This window comes from Streptomyces sp. R-07 (assembly GCF_049913175.1).
Classification (GTDB): Bacteria; Actinomycetota; Actinomycetes; order Streptomycetales; family Streptomycetaceae; genus Streptomyces.
This window is the reverse complement of sequence record NZ_CP183978.1, coordinates 3,507,555-3,525,576: the sequence shown is the minus strand read 5'-3', so window position 1 is coordinate 3,525,576 and position 18,022 is coordinate 3,507,555. Positions and strand designations below refer to the sequence as shown.

Annotated in this window: 20 protein-coding genes; 10 read left to right on the top strand and 10 right to left on the bottom strand. The window is 72.1% G+C overall.

Annotation, left to right across the window (positions count from 1 at the left end; translation table 11 throughout):
• The first annotated feature begins 21 nt into the window (after positions 1-21).
• The 3 genes from folE (at position 22) to ACN9M0_RS15925 (ending at position 1,467) form a co-directional block, all read left to right on the top strand.
• Positions 22-627: a GTP cyclohydrolase I FolE gene (gene folE, locus ACN9M0_RS15935; RefSeq protein WP_366036849.1), complete on the top strand. Its 606-nt coding sequence runs from the start codon at positions 22-24 to the stop codon at positions 625-627.
• Positions 628-695: 68 nt separating this feature from the next.
• Entirely contained in the window at positions 696-1,187 is a 492-nt protein-coding gene (locus ACN9M0_RS15930; protein ID WP_426403789.1) for a hypothetical protein, read from the top strand.
• A complete protein-coding gene (locus tag ACN9M0_RS15925) occupies positions 1,171-1,467 on the top strand; it encodes a hypothetical protein (protein WP_426403788.1) in 297 nt (98 codons plus the stop codon). The genes ACN9M0_RS15930 and ACN9M0_RS15925 overlap by 17 nt, the downstream gene beginning before the upstream one ends.
• A 3-nt stretch (positions 1,468-1,470) precedes the next feature.
• On the opposite strand, the gene ACN9M0_RS15920 is transcribed toward ACN9M0_RS15925, so the two are convergent.
• The 6 genes from ACN9M0_RS15920 to ACN9M0_RS15895 form a co-directional block, all read right to left on the bottom strand.
• Positions 1,471-1,950 (bottom strand): DUF3180 domain-containing protein, encoded by a 480-nt coding sequence (locus tag ACN9M0_RS15920; protein WP_366036847.1) that lies wholly within the window; start codon positions 1,948-1,950, stop codon positions 1,471-1,473.
• Between the two features lie 49 nt (positions 1,951-1,999).
• Entirely contained in the window at positions 2,000-2,599 is a 600-nt protein-coding gene (gene folK / locus ACN9M0_RS15915) for a 2-amino-4-hydroxy-6-hydroxymethyldihydropteridine diphosphokinase (protein ID WP_366036846.1), read from the bottom strand.
• Positions 2,596-2,955, bottom strand: a complete 360-nt coding sequence (folB, locus tag ACN9M0_RS15910; RefSeq protein ID WP_116160313.1) for a dihydroneopterin aldolase — start codon at positions 2,953-2,955, stop codon at positions 2,596-2,598. Before folB ends, folK begins: the two co-directional genes overlap by 4 nt.
• Positions 2,956-3,112: 157 nt before the next feature.
• On the bottom strand, positions 3,113-3,601 hold the full coding sequence (locus ACN9M0_RS15905) for a nuclear transport factor 2 family protein (protein WP_366036845.1): 489 nt from the start codon (positions 3,599-3,601) through the stop codon (positions 3,113-3,115).
• Complete coding sequence (gene folP / locus ACN9M0_RS15900) at positions 3,598-4,458, bottom strand: dihydropteroate synthase (RefSeq protein ID WP_366036844.1); 861 nt, start codon at positions 4,456-4,458, stop codon at positions 3,598-3,600. Before folP ends, ACN9M0_RS15905 begins: the two co-directional genes overlap by 4 nt.
• A 28-nt stretch (positions 4,459-4,486) precedes the next feature.
• Positions 4,487-6,322 (bottom strand): phosphatidylglycerol lysyltransferase domain-containing protein, encoded by a 1,836-nt coding sequence (locus tag ACN9M0_RS15895; RefSeq protein WP_366036843.1) that lies wholly within the window; start codon positions 6,320-6,322, stop codon positions 4,487-4,489.
• A gap of 166 nt (positions 6,323-6,488) precedes the next feature.
• Here ACN9M0_RS15895 and ACN9M0_RS15890 point away from each other — a divergent pair, with 166 nt between their 5' ends.
• Positions 6,489-7,601 (top strand): alpha/beta hydrolase, encoded by a 1,113-nt coding sequence (locus ACN9M0_RS15890; RefSeq protein WP_366036842.1) that lies wholly within the window; start codon positions 6,489-6,491, stop codon positions 7,599-7,601.
• On the opposite strand, the gene ACN9M0_RS15885 is transcribed toward ACN9M0_RS15890, so the two are convergent.
• A complete protein-coding gene (locus ACN9M0_RS15885; RefSeq protein ID WP_426403787.1) occupies positions 7,598-8,593 on the bottom strand; it encodes an ABC transporter ATP-binding protein in 996 nt (331 codons plus the stop codon). The two genes, ACN9M0_RS15890 and ACN9M0_RS15885, sit on opposite strands and share 4 nt — an antisense overlap.
• A 143-nt stretch (positions 8,594-8,736) precedes the next feature.
• On the opposite strand from ACN9M0_RS15885, the gene ACN9M0_RS15880 reads away from it, so the two are divergent.
• The 4 genes from ACN9M0_RS15880 (at position 8,737) to ACN9M0_RS15865 (ending at position 12,346) form a co-directional block, all read left to right on the top strand.
• A complete protein-coding gene (locus ACN9M0_RS15880) occupies positions 8,737-9,423 on the top strand; it encodes an ABC transporter permease (RefSeq protein ID WP_366036840.1) in 687 nt (228 codons plus the stop codon).
• 1 nt (position 9,424) lies between these two features.
• Positions 9,425-10,093 carry an ABC transporter permease gene (locus ACN9M0_RS15875; protein WP_366036839.1) on the top strand — a complete coding sequence of 223 codons (669 nt, stop codon included), beginning with the start codon at positions 9,425-9,427 and terminating at the stop codon, positions 10,091-10,093.
• A gap of 56 nt (positions 10,094-10,149) precedes the next feature.
• Positions 10,150-11,148, top strand: coding sequence for an ABC transporter substrate-binding protein (locus ACN9M0_RS15870; protein WP_366036838.1), 999 nt, complete (start codon positions 10,150-10,152; stop codon positions 11,146-11,148).
• A 130-nt stretch (positions 11,149-11,278) separates the two neighbouring features.
• Complete coding sequence (locus ACN9M0_RS15865; protein ID WP_426403786.1) at positions 11,279-12,346, top strand: hypothetical protein; 1,068 nt, start codon at positions 11,279-11,281, stop codon at positions 12,344-12,346.
• A 322-nt stretch (positions 12,347-12,668) separates the two neighbouring features.
• On the opposite strand, the gene ACN9M0_RS15860 is transcribed toward ACN9M0_RS15865, so the two are convergent.
• A complete protein-coding gene (locus ACN9M0_RS15860) occupies positions 12,669-13,811 on the bottom strand; it encodes an NADH-quinone oxidoreductase subunit D (RefSeq protein ID WP_366036836.1) in 1,143 nt (380 codons plus the stop codon).
• Between the two features lie 43 nt (positions 13,812-13,854).
• On the bottom strand, positions 13,855-14,841 hold the full coding sequence (locus ACN9M0_RS15855; protein WP_426403785.1) for an SAM-dependent methyltransferase: 987 nt from the start codon (positions 14,839-14,841) through the stop codon (positions 13,855-13,857).
• A 97-nt stretch (positions 14,842-14,938) separates the two neighbouring features.
• Between ACN9M0_RS15855 and ACN9M0_RS15850 the strand changes: the two genes are divergently transcribed.
• Positions 14,939-16,141, top strand: a complete 1,203-nt coding sequence (locus ACN9M0_RS15850; RefSeq protein WP_366036834.1) for a sensor histidine kinase — start codon at positions 14,939-14,941, stop codon at positions 16,139-16,141.
• 22 nt (positions 16,142-16,163) lie between these two features.
• Complete coding sequence (locus ACN9M0_RS15845; RefSeq protein ID WP_399699440.1) at positions 16,164-16,838, top strand: response regulator; 675 nt, start codon at positions 16,164-16,166, stop codon at positions 16,836-16,838.
• A 28-nt stretch (positions 16,839-16,866) separates the two neighbouring features.
• Here the strand turns inward: ACN9M0_RS15845 and ACN9M0_RS15840 are convergent, their stop codons facing one another.
• On the bottom strand, positions 16,867-17,955 hold the full coding sequence (locus tag ACN9M0_RS15840) for a DUF5937 family protein (protein WP_366036832.1): 1,089 nt from the start codon (positions 17,953-17,955) through the stop codon (positions 16,867-16,869).
• Positions 17,956-18,022 lie beyond the last annotated feature (67 nt).

The window sequence follows — 18,022 nt, the reverse complement described above, 5'->3', positions numbered from 1 at the left end:
GCAGACGGAACGAGGCACAGGATGACCGACCCGGTGACGCTGGACGGCGAGGGCACGATCGGCGACTTCGACGAGAAGCGCGCCGAGAACGCCGTACGAGAGCTCCTCATCGCGGTCGGCGAGGACCCGGACCGCGAGGGCTTGCAGCAGACCCCCGCACGCGTTGCACGTGCATACAGGGAATTGCTGGCAGGTATGCGCCAGGAGCCCGAGGATGTTCTGACCACGACTTTTGACCTCGGTCACGACGAAATGGTCCTCGTGAAGGACATTGAACTCGTTTCATTCTGCGAACATCATTTGCTCCCGTTCCATGGTGTGGCCCATGTGGGCTACATCCCGGCGGAGAGCGGCAAGATCACGGGGCTCTCGAAGCTGGCGCGTCTGGTCGACGTCTTCGCGCGGCGACCGCAGGTCCAGGAGCGCCTGACCACCCAGATCGCCGATTCGCTGATGAAGATCCTCGAGGCCCGTGGTGCGATCGTCGTGATCGAGGCCGAGCACATGTGCATGTCGCTGCGGGGCATCCGTAAGCCGGGCGCGAAGACGACGACCTCGGCGGTGCGTGGCCAACTTCGTGACGCTACTACACGCGCTGAGGCTATGTCCCTGATATTGGCCCGTTAGTAGCGAGCTGTCCCCCTTGCTCCATACCGTCCCGATCAGTGGAGTTGATCACTGATCAAGGGGGCGGTATGGGGTACGGGCCGACCAGCAACATGCTGGTCAACCTGGTGGACGGCTGTGCGCAGGCCAAGAACGTGGCCCCGGGCAGCGTCATGTGGACGCTGGACGGCGACCGGACGGTGCAGACCACGGTCGTGGACGTGACGGCGGTGAAGGGGCGGCAGGCCGTCGATGTGGTCACGGACCACATGACCTTCACCGTCAGCCCGGACCTGCTGCTGCTCACGCCGGACGGGTGGACGCACGCGGCGGACGTCGCGGGGGCGACGGTCGCCTGGACGCACGCGAAGAAGCTGTGCCGAGAGCGACTGGCGATCAGGTCGGGGTACGAGTTCGGCTACTTCGTGGGGGCCACGTGTGCCGACGGAACCGTCGGCAAGAACTACGTGTCGCTGGTCGTGAACGAGGAGGCCTTCGCCGCCCGGTACGCAACCGCGCTCACGGCCTGTACGGGGCTGTCGCTTCAAGCACTGGAACGGCCGGGTGATCGCGAGCGCTAACGCTCCCTTCCTTACCGCGCTCGCTCCCATCATCGGGGCCCGGTTCACTCCGAAGGACAAGGGAGCCTCGAAACTCTGCGTATCGGACCGCTGGGCAGATCGAGGTACCTTCACCCCCGAGCCCCACCCCCTCGACCCGCCCGAGTCCTCCTGGATCCAGATCCACGAGGTCCGCCCCCGGCCCGGCCCCGGCACCAAGCCCTTCACCTTCTACGGCTACAAGCTCGCCCCCCACCCCACCTTCCTGGTGAACGGGCACCTCGCGCGCGGGGCCTGGTAGCTCCTAGGCGGCCGGGGCCTGGTTCTTGTCCTCGTCCTCCGGGAGCTTGCAGACGCGTTCCAGGAAGAGGGCGGCTGCGATGACGGCGATGCCCGCCGCGACCGCGAGGGCCGCGTAGAGGGCCTGGTCGCGGCGGGCGGGGACGTCGAGGGAGCCGAGGAGGAAGACGCCCGTGCCGCCGTACATGCCGGCGACGAGGGCGGCGACCAGGGCGCTCGCCTGGCCGAAGACCACCGCGCGGGCCGCCATCAGGGGTTCGACGCCCTTGGCGCCGGGGCGGCGCTCGCGCTGGGCCTTGAGGCGGGCGCGGATGGAGAGGGCGGTCGCGGTGAGGACGGCGGCGATCACGGCGAGGACGATCGGCGCGGCGATCGGCACGCTGGGGAGGGTGCCGACCGCGTCCCAGAGCCGGGCGGCACCCCACGAGAGGATGCCGGCCACGAGGAACAGTCCGGTGAGCACCTTCAGCCGCAGTTGTTTCACCGGTTGTCCTTCGTGTCGTCGCTGGGGCGGTCCTGCACGAGCGTAACGACTACTCGGGGAGACGGAGTTCCAGATCGACACGGGGAGTGACGCCTTCGCGGCCGAGGGCGGCGAGGAGGTCGGCCACCGGGCCGTGGCCGGGGATCTGGGCGTCGGGGTCCACGTCGTTCCAGGGGGCGAGGACGAAGGCGCGCTGGTGGGCGCGGGGGTGCGGGAGGGTGAGGACGGGGTCCTCGGAGACGACGTCGGCGTACGCGACGATGTCGACGTCGATGGTGCGGGAGCCCCAGCGCTCCTCGCGGACGCGGTGGAAGGCCTCTTCGACGGCGTGGGCCCGCTCCAGGAGGGAGGAGGGCGGCAGTGTCGTCCGTACGAGGGCGACGGCATTGAGGTACGAGGGCTGGCTGCCGGGCTCGACGCCCCAGGGCTCCGTCTCGTACACGGGGGAGACGGCCTTGACCCGGAGGCCGGGGGTGTCCGCGAGGGCGTCGACGGCGCCCTGGAGGGTCTCCAGGCGGTTGCCGAGGTTGGCGCCGAGGGCGATGACGGCCCAGCGGGGGTTGGAGAGGGTCGTGTCGGCGGCGTCGACGGTCTCGACGACGGAGGCCGGCACGGGCTGGACGGTGGGGTCGCTCTGCGTCGGCTTCATCGTCGGCTCCGGGTGATCGTGATGGTCACGTCGTCGAAGGGCACGGTGATGGGTGCGTCCGGCTTGTGGACGACGACTTCCACCTCTTGTACCCCGGCGTGGCTGAGGCACTGCTGGGCGATGCGCTCGGCGAGGGTTTCGATGAGGTCCACGGGCTCGCCCTGGACGACGTCGACGACCTCTTCGGCGACGATCCCGTAGTGCACGGTCTTCGTGAGGTCGTCCTCGGCGGCCGCCGGGCGGGTGTCCAGGCCGAGGACCAGGTCCACGATGAAGGTCTGGCCCTCCTCGCGCTCCTTGGGGAAGACGCCGTGGTGGCCTCGGGCCTTGAGGCCGCGCAGCGCGACACGATCCACGCGAATCACTCCTGCTGTCGTAGTTCGGGTGGCCACGCAGCCGGGTGCGGACGGCCGGGTGTCCACTTCGAATCTACCTGCGGGGACCGACAGCGCTTGCCCGTGGGGGGCCGGGGGCGGGTCGGGCGGCTGATCGGGCGGTGGGTCGGGCGGTGGGTCAGGCGGGGGGTTCCGGGCCCTCCGTACCGGCCTCGGGGCCGTTCGTCTCCGTGGTTTCGCCGAGGACGGGGGAGGCGTGGTGGGACCAGATCCGCCAGCCTTCGGGTGTGCGGCGGAACACATTGGTGGCGACGACGAGCTGGCCGACGAGGGGGCCGAGCTCGGCGCCGTCCTCGGCGGGGCCGCCGCTGAGGATGTTCTCGGTGCAGGTGACGAGGGCGGTGTCGCCGGTGAGGGAGATCCGCAGGTCGGTGAGGAAGAACTGGATGTACTCGGTGTTCGCCATGATCAGGGCGTACGAGCGGAGCACCTCGCCGCGGCCGGTGAGGACGGGCCAGCCGGGGTGGACGCAGCTGATGGGGGTGGCCCCGTCGTCGAGCCAGAGGCCGGAGAGGCCTTCGAAGTCGCCGGTCTCCATGGCTTCGTAGAAGGCGGTGTTGGCGGCTTCGACGGCTGCCGCGTCGGTGCCGCGGTCCCTGCGGCTCACGCGGCTCCCTCGACGGCCCTGGCGACGCGTACGGCGTCGGCGGTGGCCCGTACCTCGTGGACGCGGACGGCCCACGCGCCCGCGTGGGCGGCGATGGCGGAGACGGCCGCGGTGGCTGCGTCGCGCTCGCGGGCGGGGGGCGGGGCGGCGCCCTCGCGGGTGAGGACGTGGCCGAGGAACCGCTTGCGGGAGGCGGCGACGAGGAGGGGGCGGCCGAGGGCGCGGAGTTCGGGGAGGTGGGCGACGAGTGCGAGGTCGTGGGGGGCGAGCTTGGCGAAGCCGAGGCCGGGGTCGATGACGATGCGCTCGGGGGCGACGCCGCCGTCGATGACGGCCTCCATGCGGGTGCGGAGTTCGGCGACGACTTCGCCGACGACGTCGTCGTACACGGCGAGGCTGTTCATGTCGGCGCTGAAGCCGCGCCAGTGCATGACGACGAAGGGGACCTCGGCGGCGGCGACGGCGGGGACCATGCCGGGATCGGCGAGGCCGCCGCTGACGTCGTTGACGAGGACGGCGCCGGCCTCGACGGCGCGGGCGGCGACGCTGGCGCGCATGGTGTCGACGGAGACGGTGACGCCTTCGGCGGCGAGGCCGCGGACGACGGGGACGACCCGGCGGAGCTCTTCCTCCTCGTCGACGCGGGTGGCGCCGGGGCGGGTGGACTCGCCGCCGACGTCGACGAGGTCGGCGCCCTCGGCGACCAGGTCGAGGCCGTGTTTGACGGCGGCCGTGGTGTCGAACCAGCGGCCGCCGTCGGAGAAGGAGTCGGGGGTCACGTTGACCACGCCCATGACCGCGCAGCGGTCCCACTCCGGCAGGCCCTGGGCCGTGCCCCGGTCGATCGTCGTACTCATGTGTCCAGCGTAGGGCCCAGGGGCGATATCAGGCCGCGCGGACCTCGCGGTCGGCTGTCTGGGCGGGGACGATGTGGGAGCAGGGGCGGGGGGTCGGGGCGGGGCGCCTGCGGGTGAAGGGCCGGGGCAGTGAGAGGTTCACGAAGCCTTCGGCCTGCATGGCGGCGAAGCCGATGCGGGGGAGGTCGCCGCTCTTGCGGTAGACGACGAAGCGGGGTTCCCAGCGTGGCCGGAACTTGGCGTTGAACTTGTAGAGCGACTCGATCTGGAACCAGCGGGAGAGGAAGACGAGGAGTCCGCGCCAGACGCGCAGGACGGGGCCGGCGCCGATCTTCTCGCCGCGGGCGAGGGCGGAGCGGAACATGGCGAAGTTGAGGGACACGCGCGCGATGCCGAGGCCGGGGGAGGCTTGGAGGGCGGCGACGATGAGGAGTTCGTTCATGCCGGGGTCGGCGGAGCGGTCGCGGCGCATGAGTTCGAGGGACATGCCGTCGGGGCCCCAGGGCACGAAGTGGATGATCGCCTTGAGGTCGCCGTACGGGGAGGACTCGTCGTCCTTGTGGGCGGTCGCTATGACGGCGTCGCCGTCGCCGGGGGCGCCGATGCGGCCGAGGGCCATGGAGAAGCCGCGTTCGGTGTCGGTGCCGCGCCAGTCGGCGGCGGCGCGGCGGACGCGTTCGAGTTCTTCGTCGTCGAGGTCACGGACGCGGCGGACCTGGGTGGTGTAGCCGCCCCGTTCGATGCGCTTGACCATCTGGCGGACGTTGCGCATGGCCCGGCCGGCGAGGGAGAAATCCGCGACGTCGACGACCGCCTCGTCGCCGAGTTCGAGGGCGTCGAGGCCGGTCTCGCGGGTCCAGACCTGGCCGCCGGTCTCGGAGCAGCCCATGACGGCGGGGGTCCAGGAGTGGGCCTTGGCCTCGTCCATGAAGCGTTCGATGGCGCCGGGCCAGGCCTCGACGTCGCCGATGGGGTCGCCGCTGGCGAGCATGACGCCGGAGACGACGCGGTAGCAGACGGCGGCCTTGCCGCTGGGGGAGAAGACGACGCCCTTGTCGCGGCGGAGCGCGAAGTGGCCGAGGGAGTCGCGGCCGCCGTGCTGGTCGAGGAGGGCGCGGAGCCGGGTCTCGTCGTCGTCGGTGAGGCGGGCGGCGGGGTGTTCGGGGCGGAAGGCCAGGTAGATGGTGGTGAGGGCGGTGAGCATGCCCAGGGCGCCGAGGGAGTAGCCGACGGTCCAGTCGACGCCCTTGGTGTAGGCGACGGGGCCTTCGACGCCGAGGAGTCCGTAGAGGACGTGTTCGAGGCGGTCGGCGAGGCTGGGGCTGCCGATGACGCGGCGCGGGTGGGCGCTGACGATGACGAGGCCGAGGGCGATGGATCCGGCGCCCATGACGACGAAGTTGGCGAGGGCTCGCCAGCGGCTGCGCGGGTCGGGGAGGGCGGCGAACTGGTCGCGGTGGCGGATCAGGAAGCCGAGGAGGGCGAGGGAGAGCAGGGCTCCGCCGATGGAGTGGCGCCAGACGAACTGGGAGAGGGCGCCGAGGGGGAGGAGGGCGACGACGGCGCGCCAGGCGCGGCGCTTGTTGCGCTTGAGGCCGTGGGCGAGGAGCAGCAGGAGGACGCCGGCGCTGAGGGAGAGGGCGGCGGAGAGGGGGCCGAGGGTGCCGGGGAGGACTTCGGCCACGGTGTGCATGCGGCTGGCGCGGAAGCGGGGGAAGACCCCGGCGGCGATGTCGGAGAGGCCGATGAGGGTGCAGGCCGTTCCGACGAGGGTGGGGACCTTCTCGGGGCGGGGGCCGCGGAGAATCCGCCGTACCCGAACCGGAACCGATCCGGATTTGTCCCCATCTACCGTGACAGACATGGCTTCCCGTACTTCCCGTGGTCCTGCGCAGGGTCTTTGACTCCGGTCGGGCCCTGCGGCGCGTTCGGCGGGCCGTTCCGGCTGGTGCGCCTTCTATGACGGCGGCGCACGGGGCCGGGTTCATCCGTCCCCAGGAAATTTCTCGGAAAGAAGGCTCGGTCGTCTCATGGGTCTCACCAGCGGCAAAGTCCTCGTGTCGGCAGTGGTGCTGGCCGTGGTCCTGTTCCTGGCCACGGTCTGGCTGTGGCCGCGGCTCGCGCGGCGCGGCTGGCGTGTGGTCGTGGGGCGGGTGGGGCTGCTGCTCGTGACCCAGGTGGCTCTGTTCGCGGCGGTGGGCCTGGCGGCGAACCGGTCGTTCCTCTTCTACGGCTCGTGGGCCGATCTGTTCGGGCAGGAGCAGGACCTGGGCGTGGTCGTCGACCACGCGGCCGGCTCGAAGGACGTGCGGGTGGTGGGGACGCAGGCGCTCGACGTGCCGGGCGGCGGCCGGCCGTCGGTCGGGGGGCAGATACAGAAGGTCGTGATCGCGGGTGACCGGTCGGGGATCGTCTCGCCGGCCTATGTGTACCTGCCGCCGGAGTACTTCCAGGCGCGGTACGCGAAGCGGACGTTCCCGGCCTCGGTGGTGCTGACGGGGTATCCGGGGACGGCGGAGAACCTGATCAAGGGGCTCAGGTACCCGAAGTCGGCGTACCTCCAGGCGAAGGCGGGACGGATGCAGCCGATGATCCTGGTGATGCTGCGTCCGACGGTGGCGCCGCCGCGGGACACCGAGTGCGTGGACGTTCCGGGGGGCCCGCAGACGGAGACGTACTTCGCGGAGGACCTGCCGAAGGCGGTCTCGGAGACGTACCGGGTGGGGACGAAGCCGCGGAACTGGGGGTTCATGGGGAACTCGACGGGTGCCTACTGCGCGCTGAAGATCGCGCTCCACCACCCGGACCGGTTCGCGGCGGGGGCGGGCTTCTCGGCGTACTACCGGGCGGCGGAGGACGTCACGACCGGGGACCTGTTCCACGGGGACGACGGGCTGCGCAAGCGGGGCGACCTGCTGTGGAGCCTGGACCACCGGCCGCAGGGGAACACGTCGTTCCTGGTGACGTCGTCGAAGCGGGGCGAGAGCAACCTGAAGGGGACGCGGGAGTTCATCCGGAAGGTGAAGAGCCCGGCGCAGGTCTCGTCGATCGTGCTGGAGAGCGGCGGCCACAACTTCAACACGTGGAACCGGGAGATCCCGCCCGGCCTGGTCTGGATGGGCGGGAAGCTCAGCGCGGACTAACCCGCTTCGGGTGCCGAGGCCCGGCGCAGGGCGCGGTGGACGCCGGCCGGGGTGAGGACGCCGAGCGGCCGGCCGTCGTCGCCGGTGACGGTGAGGCGGCCGGTGTCGTGCTGGAGGAGCACGGCGAGGGCGTCCTTGAGGGAGGTCCCGAGGGGTACGTGGGTGCCGTCCTCGTGTTCCTCGGGGCCTCCGACGTACCCTTCGCGGCTTCCCTTCCGGATGTCGAGGTCGGCCTCCGTGACGGGGGTGACCGCGAGCCGCTTGAGGCCGCGGTCGCTGCCGACGAAGTCCGCGACGTACGGGGTGGCGGGGGAGCCGAGGACGGTGGCCGGGGTGTCGAACTGCTCGATGCGGCCCTGACCGTAGACGGCCATGCGGTCGCCCATGCGGACCGCCTCCTCGATGTCGTGGGTGACGAGGAGGACGGTCTTGCGGACGGTGGCCTGGAGCGCGAGGAACTCGTTCTGCAGGCGCTCGCGGACGACCGGGTCGACGGCGCCGAAGGGCTCGTCCATGAGGAGGACGGGCGGGTCGGCGGCGAGGGCGCGGGCGACGCCGACGCGCTGGCGCTGGCCGCCGGAGAGCTGGGCGGGGTAGCGGGAGCCGTACACGGCCGGGTCGAGGCCGACGAGGTCGAGCAGTTCGGCGGCACGCGCGCGTGCGGCGGCCTTCTTCCAGCCGAGGAGGGCGGGGACGGTCGCGGTGTTGTCGAGGACCGTGCGGTGGGGGAAGAGCCCGACCTGCTGGATGACGTAGCCGATCTTGCGGCGCAGGGCGACCGGGTCGACGCCGGCGATGTCGCGGCCGTCGACGAGGACGCGGCCCGAGGTCGGCTCGACGAGCCGGTTCACCATCATCATGGTCGTCGTCTTGCCGCAGCCGGACGGGCCGACCAGGGTGACGAGTTCGCCCTCGGCGACCTCGAAGGAGAGGTCGTCGACGGCCGTGGTGCCGTCGTCGTACCGCTTGGTCACGTGCTCGAACCGGATCATGGTTCCCCATTCTGTCCCCTGGGCGCCGGGGGTGTGTGAAGGGCGTGTTGCCGCATTGTGGCGGGTCTCGGGGATTGTCGGTGGCGGGGGTTAGGGTCGTCACACAAGCGTTCGGGAGGGCGGACGAACCGGGGGGAGGGACGATGAGCGCACCGAACTGTCTGGTCACGAACGACTGGATCTGCGGTGAGTATCTGCGCACGCGCGGCGAGGAGTTGACGGACGCGCTGCTCCAGCATGTGGGAATCACGGTCGTGTCCGTGCTGATCGCTCTGGTCGTCGCGGTGCCGCTCGCGCTGCTCGTCCGCGCCAGGCCCCGGTTCGCCGGCCCGGTCCTCGGACTGACCACCCTGCTCTACACGGTGCCGTCGCTCGCGATGTTCTCGCTCCTGCTGCCCTTCTTCGGCCTCTCGGCGGCGCTCGTCGTCACCGGCCTCGTGCTGTACGCGCTGACGATCCTCGTGCGGAACACCCTGGCGGGCCTCGCCGCCGTGCCGGCCGAGACGCGGGAGGCCGCCCGGGGCATGGGGTACGGCACGCTGCGGATGCTCTGGCAGGTCGAACTCCCGCTGGCGCTGCCGGTGCTGATGGCCGGTGTGCGGATGGCGACGGTCTCCACCGTCGCGCTGACGACGGTCGGCTCGGTCGTCGGCCGCGGCGGCCTCGGCAACCTCATCGAGGACGCGCTGCCGACCTTCTTCAAGGCGCAGATGCTCGCGGCCTCGGTGCTGTGCGTGCTGCTCGCCGTCGCCGCCGACCTGTTGCTCCTGGGACTCCAGCGGCTGCTGACGCCGTGGACCCGGATACGGACCGCGCCGGGAGGTGGGTGAGATGGGCATCGTGACGGGCGCCTGGGGCTGGCTCACCACCGGCGCGCACTGGACGGGCGAGGACGGCATCGGGCAGCGGCTCGCCGAGCACGTGTACGTGAGCGGGGCGGCGCTCCTGATCGCCTCGGCGCTCGCGCTGCCGCTGGGCCTGTGGCTCGGCCACCTCGGCCGGGGCGGGGCTCTCGCGGTGAACGTGTCGAACGTGGGGCGGGCGATCCCCGTCTTCGCGGTGCTCGCCCTGTTCATGGTGTCGCCCCTGCGGAACGCCGGCTATGTGCCGACCGTGGTCGCCCTGGTGCTCTTCGCGATACCCCCGCTCCTCACCAACGCGTACGTGGGGGTGCGGGAGGTGGACCGGGCCGCGGTGCGGGCCGCGCGGGGCATGGGGATGACGGGCGGCCAGCTCTTCCTGCGGGTCGAACTCCCGCTGGCCCGGCCGGTGGTGATGACCGGGGTCCGCTCGGCCGCGGTGCAGGTGGTCGCCACGGCGACGGTCGCGGCGATGGTCGGCCAGGGCGGCCTGGGCCGGATCATCACGGCCGGCTTCGCCACGTACGACACCGCGCAGGTCGTCGCGGGCGCTGTGCTCGTGGCGCTGCTCGCCCTCCTGGTGGAGGGCGTCCTGGTGGGCGCGGACCGCCTCTTCGCACGCCACGCACGACATGGATGACACGCACGACACGCACGACACGGATGACACGCACGACTTACCGAACGCTGACTTGGATGGGTGATCTCGTGAACAAGGTCTCGCGTATCGCGGGCGCGCTGCTGGGTACGGCGGCGCTGACCGTCGCGCTCGCCGCGTGCGGCGGCGACAGCCTGGAGGAAGGCAAGAAGAAGGACTCCGGGAGCGCCGGCGACTCCGGCGGCGGGCAGAAGGGCTCGCTGGTGGTCGGCGCGGCCGCCTTCACGGAGGCCAAGGTCCTCGCCGAGCTGTACGCGCAGTCGCTGCGGGCCGCCGGATACTCGGTGTCCATCACCACGGTGAAGAATCGCGAGCTGTACGAGCCCTCCCTGGAGAACGGCGAGATCGACGTCGTCCCGGAATACGCGGCGACGATCGCGGAATTCCTCAACGCGAAGGTGAACGGACCGAAGGCCCCGGAGGACAAGCCGGTCGCCTCGGGCGACGCGACGGCCACGGTCGACGCGCTGCGCAAGCTCGCCGAACCGCGCGGCCTGAAGGTGCTCGCGGCCGGAGAGGCGATCGATCAGAACGCCTTCGCGGTGACGAAGGAATTCGCCGAGAAGAACAAGCTGACGAACCTTTCCGATCTCGGCCGCGCGAAGCTGAAGGTGAAGATCGCGGCCGGTGACGAATGCGCGGTGCGCCCCTTCTGCGCACCCGGTCTGAAGAAGACGTACGGGATCGACGTGGCCGGGATCGACCCCAAGGGCGTCGGTACGCCGCAGGCCAAGCAGGCGGTCAAGGACGGGGTGGACCAGCTGGTCCTGACGACCACCACGGACGCCACGATCGACGGCTACGGACTCGTCTTCCTCGCCGATGACAAGAAGCTGCAGAACGCCGACAACGTGCTGCCGGTGGTCAACGCCAAGGACGCCGGTTCTCCGGAGATAGCCGCCGCGCTCGACCGGATCACCGAGGTGCTGACCACAGCGGATCTCGCCGAACTCAACCGCAAGGTGGACGCCGAGCGGGCGAAGCCGGAGGACGTCGCCAAGGAGTATCTGGAGACGAAGGGGCTGCTCAAGAAGTAGGCGGCGGGGGAGGGGAGTCGGCCCGAAACGGAACCGGAACCGTCGATATCCACTTCTGGTGGCGAGAAGTGGCCAAGAGATTCCCGGGCCGACGCCCCACATGACGCCTACGCACGGTAAATTTCAGGCCATGCCACGTGGACGCCACCGCCATTCCCCGCCTCTGCACAAGCTGCTGCCGCCCTCCGCGGTCGCCGGCGCCGCGGTCGTGTGTGCCGCGGCCGCCTGGCTCCCCGGCGATCCGGTGATCGCGCGGCTGCTCGCGGCCGCGGCGGCCGCCGCCGCCGTCACCGGTGCCGTCCTCATGCGCAGTTGGGACCGGAGCGCCGGTCTGAAGGTCGCCGAGCTCGACCGGGCGCGCGCCGCCGACCAGTGGAAGGCCGAGGAGCGGAGCGCCGAGCTGGAGGCCGACCTGGAGGAGTCCCGCGCGCTCCGGATCCGGCTCGACGCCAAACTCCGCGCCAAGCGCGTGGAGCTCGCCGGACTGCGCGGCGAGCACGCCGACCTGCTCCGCCGGTACGCCACCGCGGAGACCGAGCGCGCCAGCGCCCTGGAAGGCCGCCGCGTCCTCGCCCTGGAGACCGGCGGCGCGGCCGGCACCAACGCCAAGGCGCTGCCGGCCGCCGGTTCCACGCCCACCCCGGAGGCGTTCCGCCGCGCCGCCCAGGCCCTGCGCGACCTCCCGCGCAACGCCGCCGCCCAGCAGGCCCGCCGCACGGCCGAGGCGGCCCGCGCCCGCGACCTCGCCGACCGCGCCCGGGAGACGGAGGAGCCGAAGGGGAAGCACGCGGCGGCCGCCGGAACCGAGCAGCACACCCGTACGGCCGCCGTCGCTCCCGCCCTCCCGCCCGCCTCCAACGCCCTGCCGGCGGTGCCGGTCGCGGCCGCGATCGTGCCGTACGCGGCCCGCAGGCCCGTCCCGCGCCCCGAGGGCGGCTTCGACTTCTTCGGTACGCAGAAGGCGGCGGCGGCCATCGAGGCCGTGCAGAACACCGACCTCGCCGACGTCGTGGGCGAGGAGGTCCTCGAAGAGGCCCTGGCCTCCGGGACCCCGCTGCTCACCCCGGTCGCGGCGCCCGTCATCACTCCCCTCGGCCCGGTGCCGTCGCGGACGATCGGCCAGGTCATCGACCTGACGGCCCACGACGAGACGGAGCAGCTGAACGTGGCGGAACTCCGAGGCGCGGTCAACTCCTGACCCTCGGCCCGGTCGCGGGCCGCCGCCGCGCTGGGCCGGCACCCCCGCCGGCCCCGTTGTGGGCAGGCGTTCCGCAACGGGCGGAACGGGTGGGCACGACGGAACGGCGCCCTTGCCGGCGCCAGAGGCTCCCGCGCCCTGACCCGCACCCCTTTGCGCGGCGCACGCGTGGTGCGGGTCCAGGCGCAGAAGGCGGAGGCGCCCGCAAGGGCGCCGTCCCGTGTGCCCGCCCTCCCCCAAGCTCTCGGCTTCGCTCGCAACGCCCGGCGGGTGGGGCCCGGGGAGGCTCGCCCCGCGGGCCCGCCGGCAGCCCCCGTACCCGCTACTTGTCGATGTCGCCGACGACGAAGAACAGCGAGCCCAGGATCGCCACCATGTCCGCGACCAGCGTTCCCGGCAGCAGTTCCACCAGCGCCTGGATGTTGTTGAACGACGCCGAGCGCAGCTTCAGCCGGTACGGGGTCTTCTCGCCCTTGGACACCAGGTAGTAGCCGTTGACGCCGAGCGGGTTCTCGGTCCAGGCGTACGTGTGGCCCTCCGGCGCCTTGAGTACCTTCGGCAGCCGCTGGTTGATGGGCCCCGGCGGCAGCTCGGCCATCCGGTCCAGGCAGGCGTCCGCCAGGTCCAGGGAGTTGTGCGTCTGGTCGAGGAGGCACTCGAACCGGGCGAGGCAGTCGCCCTCCTGCCGTACGGCGACCTTCAGGGTGTCCTGGAGCTCCCCGTACGCGAGGTACGGCTCGTCACGGCGCAGGTCGAAGTCGACGCCCGAGGCGCGGGCGATGGGCCCCGACACCCCGTACGCGTGGACGGCCTCCGGGCTCAGGACGCCGACCCCGCGCGTACGGCCCCGGAAGATCTCGTTGCCGAGGACCAGCCGGTCGTACACGTCCATCCGCGACCGCACGTCCGCGACGGCCTGCCGCGCCCGCCCGAGCCAGCCGGCGGGCAGGTCCTCCTTGAGGCCGCCGACCCGGTTGAACATGTAGTGCATCCGGCCGCCGGAGACCTCCTCCATCACCGCCTGGAGCTCCTCGCGCTCCCGGAAGGCGTGGAAGACGGGGGTGATGCCGCCGAGTTCGAGCGGGTACGAGCCGAGGAACATCAGGTGGTTGAGGACCCGGTTCAGCTCGGCGAGGAGCGTCCGCGTCCACACGGCCCGCTCCGGGACCTCCATGCCGAGCATCCGCTCGACGGCCATGACGACGCCGAGCTCGTTGGAGAAGGCCGACAGCCAGTCGTGGCGGTTGGCCAGCATGATGATCTGCCGGTAGTCCCGTGCCTCGAAGAGCTTCTCGGCGCCCCGGTGCATGTAGCCGATCACCGGCTCGGCGTGCCGGACGACCTCGCCGTCGAGGACGAGCCTGAGCCGGAGCACGCCGTGGGTCGAGGGATGCTGCGGCCCGATGTTCAGCACCATGTCGGTGCTCTCCGCCGCGCCGCCGATTCCGACCGTCGTCTCCGTCATGCGGCCAGTATCCCCCGCCGCCCGGGGACCGCTGGGTCGGCCTTCACCGGGCGGCGCCCGGGACCCGCTGCGTCAGCCAGAGGAAGTCGCCGAGACCGCCGCGGGCGGTGAGTTCGGCCGCCTCGCCGGCGGAGGCGAGGGCGCGGACGTAACCGGCCGGGTCCGTCGAGGCCAGTGCGAGCGGCGGCCGCTCCCCGGACACCCCGAGCCGCCGGAGCGCCTCCCGCTGCGTGACCAGCTCGGGAACCGGCAGACCCGCCGGAAGGTCCCCGCACGCGTCCAGGGCCACGTGGGACGTCAGGTCGCGGCTTCCGTCCGGGACCGGGGAGACCTCGCGGCCCGCCCGGAAGCCGGTCAGGGAGCCGAAGGTCGGCCGGGCGTCCCGTACGTGCGCGTAGTCCACGGCCACCGCGCGGCCCGCCGCCAGCGAGGCGACCGCCGCCGCCCAGGCCTCGTCGCGGGGCCACCCGATCTCGGCCCGCGCCCCGGGCTCCCGCAGCGGCCACCAGCGGGCCAGCCACTCCGCGTCCGGGCCGCGGACGGGTCCGCCGAGCCGTTCCGCGCCGTCCGCGCGGACCTCCACGTACCGGGCGGTGCCCGTCGCGTCCGCCTCGGCGACGTCCACCGGCACGTTGTCGAGCCACTCGTTCGCGAAGAGCAGCCCGCGCACGTCCCGCGGCACCCGGTCCGTCCACTCCACCCGTGGGTCGAGCCCGGACGGGCGGGCGGCGCGTTCGACCGCGTACGTCCGCACCGTGAGGCCGCTGCCCGCGGTCGCCGCGAGGACCCCGGTGAGCAGCTCACCGCGCCCCGCGCCCACGTCCACGAGGTCGACCTCGTCCGTCCCCAGCTCCTCCGCGGTCTCGCCGAGCAGCCGGGCCACGGCCGCCGCGAAGAGCGGGGAGGCGTGCACCGAGGTGCGGAAGTGCCCCGCCGGGCCCTCGGGGCGCAGATAGAAGCCCCCGGGGCCGTACAGTGCCCGTTCCGTGGCCTCCCGCCACCCCTGCCACTCACACGTCTCATCCGTCACGTGCCCCAGTCTCCACCTCGGGGAGTACGGGTCCCGCGCCAAGGATCGACCCCACGGTTGATCCGTTCACCTGTCCCCTTTCCCTACTCTGGGTGACGTGCAGCGCCTCTACGACTTCATCCGCAGACACCCGACGGGCGTCGACAGCTTCTGGGCCGTCGTCCTCCTCGGGTTCTCCCTGCTGTGGGTGGGGACGACCTACCCGGCGGGGGGCAACCCCGTCGCGTACGGCGTGGTCGCCCTGTTGTTCTCCCTGGTCGTGGCCCTGCGGCGGCGCGCCCCGGAGAAGATGCTGCTGCTCTCGGTCGCGCTCGGGATCGCCCAGCTCGCCTTTGGCCTGATGCCGTTCCTGGCCGACTTCGCCATGCTCGTGATCATCTTCACCGTCGCGGCGCACGACGGACCGCGCTGGGCGTCCCGGCTCGCGCTCATCGGCGGACTCAGCGCCTCCACGCTCTCCCAGATCAGATGGCCCATGGAGGCCCCGGGCTCCGACGCGGCCAAGGTCTTCTTCGCGATCATCATGACCGTGCCGTTCGCCCTCGCCTGGGTCCTCGGCGACTCGCTCCGCACCCGCCGCGCCTACTTCGCGCAGCTGGAGGAGCGGGCCTCCCGCCTGGAGCAGGAGCGCGAGGCCCAGGCCAAGGTCGCGGTCGCCGCCGAGCGGGCCCGGATCGCCCGCGAGCTCCATGACGTCGTCGCGCACAACGTGTCGGTGATGGTGGTCCAGGCCGACGGCGCCGCCTATGTCATGGACTCCTCCCCGGAGACCGCCAAGCAGGCCCTGGAGACCATCTCCACCACCGGCCGTCAGGCGCTCGCCGAGATGCGCCGACTCCTCGGGATCCTGCGCACCGGCGAGCACCAGGAGGCCGGGGAGTACGTGCCGCAGCCCGACGTGGGGCAGATCGAGGACCTCGTCGAGCAGGTCCGGGGCGCCGGCCTCACCGTCGACTTCGCGATCGAGGGGAGCCCGCGCCCGCTGCCCAGCGGCGTCGAGCTCACCGCGTACCGGATCGTGCAGGAAGCCCTGACCAACACGCGCAAGCACGGCGGGCCCGACGTCGGTGCCAGCGTGCGGCTCGTCTACTTCGACGACGGTCTCGGCCTGCTCGTCGAGGACGACGGCCGGGGCGCTCCGCAGGAGATGTACGAGGACGGGGGCGCCGACGGCCGGGGCCACGGTCTGATCGGCATGCGGGAGCGGGTCGGCATGGTCGGCGGCACGCTGGACGCGGGCCCGCGCCCCGGCGGCGGTTTCCGGATCAGCGCCCTGCTCCCCCTCAAGCCCGCTCACTGACGACCCCTAAGGAACTGACCTGATGTCCATCCGCGTGATGCTCGTCGACGACCAGGTGCTGCTGCGGACCGGTTTCCGCATGGTGCTCGCCGCCCAGCCGGACATGGAGGTCGTGGCGGAGGCGGGCGACGGGGTCGAGGCCCTGGAGGTGCTGCGCTCGACGGCGGTCGACGTCGTCCTGATGGACGTGCGCATGCCGAAGCTGGACGGGGTGGAGACGACCCGGCGGATCTGCTCGGATCCGGAGGCGCCGAAGGTGCTGATCCTGACGACGTTCGACCTCGACGAGTACGCGTTCTCGGGCCTGAAGGCGGGCGCGAGCGGCTTCATGCTGAAGGACGTGCCGCCGGCGGAGCTGCTGGGCGCGATCCGCTCGGTGCACAGCGGTGACGCGGTGGTGGCGCCCTCGACCACGCGTCGGCTCCTGGACCGCTTCTCGCCGATGCTGCCGTCCTCGGGGAAGGAGCCCGAGCACAAGGGTCTGGAGCGGCTGACGGACCGGGAGCGCGAGGTGATGATGCTGGTCGCGCAGGGCCTGTCGAACGGCGAGATCGCCGCCCGCCTGGTCCTCTCCGAGGCGACGGTGAAGACGCACGTGGGCCGCATCCTGACCAAGCTGGGCCTGCGCGACCGGGTCCAGGTCGTGGTCCTGGCGTACGAGACGGGCCTGGTCCGCGCGGGCGGCGGCGCGTTCTAGGGACACCCCGGAGGGGCTGGGAGGTCCCTTACCGCAGCACCGACTCCAGGAAGTCGCTGCCGAGCCGGGCGACGACGGAGACGTCGAGCTGGTGGAGCACGTACCGGCCGCGCCGCTGGGTGGTGATCAGCCCGGCCTTCTTCATGACCGCGAGGTGGCGGGAGACCTCGGGGGCGGTGATGTTGTACGCGTCGGCCAGCTCGCTCGTCGTGCTGGAGCCACGGGCCAGACTGCGGCAGAGCCGCATCCGCATGGGATGGGCGACGGCCTCCAGGCGCAGCTTGACCGCCTCGACGGAGGCCGCGCCGCCGAGGTCGCGGGCGGGGATGGGGTACTGGACGACGGGCTGCCAGCCGGGCGTGTACAGGGCGAAGAGGTGCGGCCAGCCGAAGGCCGTCGGCAGGAACGTCACCGTGGCGCCCTCGGCGCTCGTCCGGCCCTGGACCAGCTTGTCGACCACGATCCGGGAGCCCTGCTCGTCCTCCTCCAGGCTCATCGCGGGAGAGGTGTCGGCGATGGCCTCGGCCAGCCCCTTGTGGCGCAGCAGCTCGGTCTTGTGGCGGGCGTCGGCGGCGAGCTGGATCCGGACGCGGCGCCAGGTGTCGGCGAAGAAGGCCTCGTCGCAGTCCTCCAGGAGCCGCCGGATCCACGCGCGCGTGCCGGGCGGATCGGCCAGCATCCGCTCCACGAACGCGGCCTGGCGCGGGCCGCGTGCGGCGGCCAGGTCGAGGGCGCGGCGGCGCATCCGGGCGTCGACGAGCGGCGAGGGCGCGCCCTTCGCGTAGTTGCTGTTGCAGGAGATCTCCAGGGCGGAGCCCACGAACTTCTCGTCGTCCATGCGGTCGAGGTCGTCCAGCTCCTCCGCGAGGGTCTCCCGGCGCTGCGAGGGCAGCAGGATGTCCGAGCGGGTGGAGTTCCACATGAAGTCGGCCTCGTGGAGCCGGTCCGCGAGCTCCGGCTTCAGGGCCGCCGTCGTCGTGGTGGTCCAGGCGTGGAGCCTGGGGTGGTGCGTGGGCTCGGCGAGGGCGTGCAGGGCGGCGCCCAGCTCGGCCAGCGGCGAGGGGCAGAAGGCGATCCGCTCGTGCGGCAGTCCGGTGATGTCGATGGTCACGCTCACCCGTCCATGGTGCGGGGTGGGGCGGGGGAGCTGTCGTCCCGTTTGACGGGGAGCGTCAATCGACGGC

Excerpts from the sequence above, each read along its gene's own strand:
- folE (WP_366036849.1), top strand. The coding sequence starts at position 22 with ATGACCGACCCGGTGACGCTGGACGGCGAGGGCACGATCGGCGACTTC.
- ACN9M0_RS15930 (WP_426403789.1), top strand. The coding sequence starts at position 696 with ATGGGGTACGGGCCGACCAGCAACATGCTGGTCAACCTGGTGGACGGC.
- folK (WP_366036846.1), bottom strand. The coding sequence starts at position 2,599 with ATGAAGCCGACGCAGAGCGACCCCACCGTCCAGCCCGTGCCGGCCTCC.
- folP (WP_366036844.1), bottom strand. The coding sequence starts at position 4,458 with ATGAGTACGACGATCGACCGGGGCACGGCCCAGGGCCTGCCGGAGTGG.
- ACN9M0_RS15895 (WP_366036843.1), bottom strand. The coding sequence starts at position 6,322 with ATGTCTGTCACGGTAGATGGGGACAAATCCGGATCGGTTCCGGTTCGG.
- ACN9M0_RS15890 (WP_366036842.1), top strand. The coding sequence starts at position 6,489 with ATGGGTCTCACCAGCGGCAAAGTCCTCGTGTCGGCAGTGGTGCTGGCC.
- ACN9M0_RS15885 (WP_426403787.1), bottom strand. The coding sequence starts at position 8,593 with ATGATCCGGTTCGAGCACGTGACCAAGCGGTACGACGACGGCACCACG.
- ACN9M0_RS15880 (WP_366036840.1), top strand. The coding sequence starts at position 8,737 with ATGAGCGCACCGAACTGTCTGGTCACGAACGACTGGATCTGCGGTGAG.
- ACN9M0_RS15875 (WP_366036839.1), top strand. The coding sequence starts at position 9,425 with ATGGGCATCGTGACGGGCGCCTGGGGCTGGCTCACCACCGGCGCGCAC.
- ACN9M0_RS15870 (WP_366036838.1), top strand. The coding sequence starts at position 10,150 with ATGGGTGATCTCGTGAACAAGGTCTCGCGTATCGCGGGCGCGCTGCTG.
- ACN9M0_RS15865 (WP_426403786.1), top strand. The coding sequence starts at position 11,279 with ATGCCACGTGGACGCCACCGCCATTCCCCGCCTCTGCACAAGCTGCTG.
- ACN9M0_RS15860 (WP_366036836.1), bottom strand. The coding sequence starts at position 13,811 with ATGACGGAGACGACGGTCGGAATCGGCGGCGCGGCGGAGAGCACCGAC.
- ACN9M0_RS15845 (WP_399699440.1), top strand. The coding sequence starts at position 16,164 with ATGTCCATCCGCGTGATGCTCGTCGACGACCAGGTGCTGCTGCGGACC.